The following is a 3,791-nucleotide window of genomic DNA, read 5'->3' on the forward strand; positions in this document are numbered from 1 at the left end:
TCGGATGGAGATAGACTTTGCATCTAATCTAGTAGCAGAAGCTACCCTGTGGGAATGCGACTTCTTGTCGCACCATAACTTTCGTTATTGGAAGTTGGATAACTTTGCCCATCCCCCGAAAAAGGGGAATAATACAGGTTTGACTATTTCTATCTTTTTTATTAACTTTAAATTTATTTAAATAAATCGTTTTAAATATTCGCCAAATATTTTATTCATAACTTTGGGGGTGTTTTCTAAATAAACATTAATTTGTTCAATGTTCGATTCAAATTTATCAGAGCTACTTTCATCTGTTGGAAAATCAGATATTCCTTTTATAATAATACACTCAACATCATTCTTCTTACAGATATAAGCAATTGCGCCTGCTTCTGTATCGGCTATTATTATTTCGTTTTCTTTAAGTTCTAAATAGTCCTTCCACATAACTACTGCTTTATCAGCGGTGCCAATTGTTCCAGTATAAAATTCATTCCCATATTTCGATAAATCAATATCGACTATGAAGGATTGTTTAATAAAAGGCTCAATTTCTTTTACTGTACAATCATATTGAACAGCTTTATCGGGTACAAAAATATCCAAATTATTGAACTTATTATCTATTCCTGCACATGTTCCAACAACGATTACTTTAGTTAAATTAAATTTGGAAATCATATACTGATTACCACCAACACCATTTACTTTTCTTACACCGGTACTATAAAAAACAAGTTTAGTATTATTAATTGTTCTCATGAAATACTCGCCATAAGGATAACCAAAACATTCGCTGTCTTTTATGCTAAAGTATTCCAATGTCGCTTCATATTCCCACTTGGTTGCTATACTTATTCCTATCATCGACTTATCACCCTACAATATTCTAAATTAAGCTCAATACCTTCCATAGCTTTATTCCCCTTTTTTTTGGGAGGAATGGGCAAAGAAACTCATATAGCATTATTCTTTTTTTGATTTATAAAGTCCTTTTCTTATTGAACTATCTTTCCAGTTAGTCGAATAAGAACTATCTCATTTTTCGGGTGAATATCGTATACATGTAAAGTTAACATAACGTCTCATTATCAGTAGCAATGAAAAAAGGATAACCCTGCTCTCACAAGAGAATCTTCTTTTTTAGTTCTATAAATCTATACATTTTTTATACATTCCTATCCTAATGCGGTTTTAGTGTTCGTGTATGTTACTGGATTAGCAAAAAAAACTGTATAACATCTTGCAAACTCTTAGCGTAAGATTCCCCCAAAATATTGGACCCCAATACGTGCTTTCTTATGGGTATTTCTTGCCCCCATTAAACAATCTTCTGTCACTTGTCTATCTTTAAGGGTAACGCACCGAGCCTTTGTCCTCCTCCCAAATCCAAACAAATGATTCATATTACAGTCTATTTCAAACTGAATATTCAATCTTTATTCATTTTAATATAGCTATGTAAATAAAAGGGATAATCAGCCCCATAATGGACTAACTATCCTATAAATCTTTATCTAAAGTTAATAAAACTAGAACTTCTTTCCCTATGTATATTTACTTCGTTACCTCACCAAACTGCGCTCTCGTCACTTTCGCCAAGTCATCCACTTTCAGCTCAATTTGTATACCTATTTTTCCGCCGCTTACTATCATCGTTTCAAGTAATTGGGCACTCGCATCAATACATGTAGAAAATAACTTCTTCATTCCGACTGGTGAACAGCCGCCGCGAATATATCCTGAAACTTTCGTAATATCTTTAACAGGAATCATTTCAATTTTCTTTTCACTTACTGCTTTTGCGGCAGCTTTTAAATTTAGTTCCTCATCTACCGGGATGATAAACACATGATAATTTTTACTATTCCCTTGAGCGATTAACGTTTTATATACTTCTCTCACTTCTCGTCCAATTTTCTCGGCTACTGATACGCCATCAATTTTCCCATCGTCTGGATTATATGACATCATCGAATATTCAATTTTCTCTTTATCTAATATTCGCATCGCATTTGTTTTATCTTTTTTCATAGTGATCTCCTTAAACGGTTATTTCATATTATTAAGTTTTATTATACACCCTTTTCCATTTCTCCTACATAACTTCACGTATATTTCAAAACTAAAAATATTGATAATTCAAAAATCATTTGATATAATTTGGAAAAACTTATTGTTAAGGAGAGATTTGTAATGCAAAATTTTAATATTTCTTTCCAACTTCATCATCATACGTAACGCCGTGTATCCGAAGAAAAATTTTTCTTCGTGGGTACAGGGCTTTTCCTGTTGACCCACGAAGCGTTTATAAAGCTATGTGGGTATTTTTATACCTGCATAGCTTTTTTTAATTTAAAAAGGAGTGATTACAATGGAAATGAGAAATGTAAAAGGAACGAAAGACTATTTACCAGAGGAACAAGTACTGCGAAATAAAATTAAAAGAGCGTGCGAAGATACATTTGAACGATACGGATGTAAACCGTTAGAAACGCCGACATTAAATATGTATGAGCTTATGTCTTACAAGTACGGCGGTGGTGATGAAATATTAAAAGAAATATATACACTTCAAGATCAAGGAAAACGCGGTCTTGCCTTACGTTACGATTTAACTATTCCATTCGCAAAAGTTGTGGCAATGAACCCGAACATCCGCCTTCCTTTTAAACGGTATGAAATTGGGAAAGTGTTTCGAGATGGCCCCATTAAACAAGGAAGATTTCGTGAATTTATACAATGCGACGTTGATATAGTAGGTGTAGAATCAGTCATGGCTGAAGCGGAACTCATGAGCATGGCGTTTGAGCTGTTCCAAACGTTAAACTTAGAAATAACAATCCAATATAATAACCGCAAATTGTTAAATGGTATTCTTCAGGCCATTAACATCCCTACCGAATTAACAAGTGACGTCATTTTATCATTAGACAAAATCGAAAAGATTGGGATTGATGGCGTACGAAAAGATGTATTAGAGCGCGGAATTTCTGAAGAAATGGCTGATACGATATGTAATACCGTATTATCTTGTCTACAGCTTTCAATTGCTGACTTTAAAGAAGCTTTCAATAATCCACTCGTTGCCGATGGAGTAAACGAATTACAACAATTACAGCAATATTTAATCGCACTTGGAATAAATGAAAATGCTATATTTAATCCGTTTTTAGCGCGAGGACTCACAATGTATACAGGTACCGTATATGAAATCTTTTTAAAAGATGGATCAATTACATCTAGCATCGGTAGCGGTGGTCGTTACGATAATATTATTGGAGCATTCCGTGGTGATGATATGAACTATCCAACAGTCGGTATTTCATTCGGTTTAGACGTTATTTATACAGCACTATCACAGAAAGAAACAGTATCATCTACAGCGGATGTATTTATCATCCCGCTCGGAACAGAATTACAATGCTTACAAATCGCCCAGCAATTACGTTCTACCACTTCCTTAAAAGTCGAACTTGAACTAGCAGGACGCAAATTAAAACGCGCCCTTAATTATGCAAATAAAGAGAATATCCCTTATGTGCTTATTATTGGGGAAGAAGAACTTAGTACAGAAACTGTTGTGCTGCGGAATATGAAGGAAGGTAGTGAAGTGAAGGTTCCGCTTTCTTCTTTGAAAGACAATACACTAAATAAGTATTTTACTAAGCCTACTACGTTATGATTGTGAAGTGTTTTCAAAATGTAAATGTTAAAATAAAAAACTCCATTAAATGAAGTGAACCCTGAAAACGGGACACCAATCAAAACACCTAAACCACTTGTTCCCTAAATTCTTTAGGGGATAG

General features: G+C 34.1%; 4 protein-coding genes. 2 read left to right on the top strand and 2 right to left on the bottom strand.

Annotated features, from left to right (window positions below; all coding sequences use genetic code 11):
• A partial coding sequence (locus PDQ33_RS28445) for a hypothetical protein (RefSeq protein WP_230305652.1) occupies positions 1-181 on the top strand: 181 nt, incomplete at its 5' end.
• Here PDQ33_RS28445 and PDQ33_RS28450 read toward each other — a convergent pair.
• Together PDQ33_RS28450 and ybaK are read right to left on the bottom strand one after the other, a co-directional pair.
• A complete protein-coding gene (locus PDQ33_RS28450) occupies positions 178-849 on the bottom strand; it encodes a 5'-methylthioadenosine/S-adenosylhomocysteine nucleosidase family protein (protein WP_000579419.1) in 672 nt (223 codons plus the stop codon). The two genes, PDQ33_RS28445 and PDQ33_RS28450, sit on opposite strands and share 4 nt — an antisense overlap.
• 690 nt (positions 850-1,539) lie before the next feature.
• Positions 1,540-2,016, bottom strand: coding sequence for a Cys-tRNA(Pro) deacylase (gene ybaK, locus PDQ33_RS28455; RefSeq protein ID WP_000710876.1), 477 nt, complete (start codon positions 2,014-2,016; stop codon positions 1,540-1,542).
• Between the two features lie 340 nt (positions 2,017-2,356).
• Here ybaK and PDQ33_RS28460 point away from each other — a divergent pair, with 340 nt between their 5' ends.
• Positions 2,357-3,667, top strand: a complete 1,311-nt coding sequence (locus tag PDQ33_RS28460) for a histidine--tRNA ligase (RefSeq protein WP_270757069.1) — start codon at positions 2,357-2,359, stop codon at positions 3,665-3,667.
• Positions 3,668-3,791: the final 124 nt, after the last annotated feature.

The sequence above is a fragment of the Bacillus cereus group sp. Bc031 genome, from assembly GCF_027716265.1.
GTDB classification, from domain to species: domain Bacteria; phylum Bacillota; class Bacilli; order Bacillales; family Bacillaceae_G; genus Bacillus_A; species Bacillus_A paranthracis.

Bases quoted from the DNA above. Each gene is read 5' to 3' on its own strand.
- PDQ33_RS28450 (WP_000579419.1), bottom strand. From the start codon at position 849: ATGATAGGAATAAGTATAGCAACCAAGTGGGAATATGAAGCGACATTG.
- ybaK (WP_000710876.1), bottom strand. From the start codon at position 2,016: ATGAAAAAAGATAAAACAAATGCGATGCGAATATTAGATAAAGAGAAA.
- PDQ33_RS28460 (WP_270757069.1), top strand. From the start codon at position 2,357: ATGGAAATGAGAAATGTAAAAGGAACGAAAGACTATTTACCAGAGGAA.